The organism is Mesorhizobium sp. M5C.F.Cr.IN.023.01.1.1, from assembly GCF_003997585.1.
In the GTDB taxonomy this organism is placed as follows: domain Bacteria; phylum Pseudomonadota; class Alphaproteobacteria; order Rhizobiales; family Rhizobiaceae; genus Mesorhizobium; species Mesorhizobium wenxiniae.
Genome location: NZ_RZSU01000258.1, coordinates 1 through 525 on the forward strand (window position 1 = coordinate 1; position 525 = coordinate 525).

Below are 525 nucleotides of genomic sequence, written 5' to 3' on the forward strand. Positions count from 1 at the left end.
CGCTCAAGCACGCCGGCAGCCCGTGGGAAATGGGCCTTGCCGAGACGCACCAGACGCTGGTGCTCAACGGCCTCAGGTCGCGCGTCGCGCTGCAGGTCGATGGCGGCCTGCGCACCGGCCGCGACGTTGTCATCGGCGCGCTGCTTGGCGCCGACGAATTCGGCTTCTCGACCGCGCCGCTGATCGCGGCCGGCTGCATCATGATGCGCAAGTGCCATCTCAACACCTGCCCGGTCGGCGTCGCGACGCAGGATCCGGTGTTGCGCAAGCGCTTCAAGGGCACGCCGGAACACGTCATCAACTTCTTCTTCTATGTGGCGGAAGAGGTCCGGGCGCTGCTCGCCGAGATGGGCTACACCCATCTCGACCAGATCATCGGCGACACCGAACTCCTGGAGAAGCGGGCGCTGATCCAGCACTGGAAGGCGCGCGGGCTCGATTTCAGCAAGATGTTCTTCAAGCCGGATGCCCCGCATGAGGCGGTGCACTGGACCGAGCGGCAGAAGCATCCGATCGACGACGTGC

Annotated in this window: 1 protein-coding gene; it reads left to right on the plus strand. The window is 65.9% G+C overall.

The genetic code is table 11. The annotated features are described in order from the left end of the window. Positions 1-525: glutamate synthase-related protein (locus EOA78_RS35655; RefSeq protein ID WP_245478019.1), on the plus strand; the 525-nt coding region annotated here is incomplete at both ends.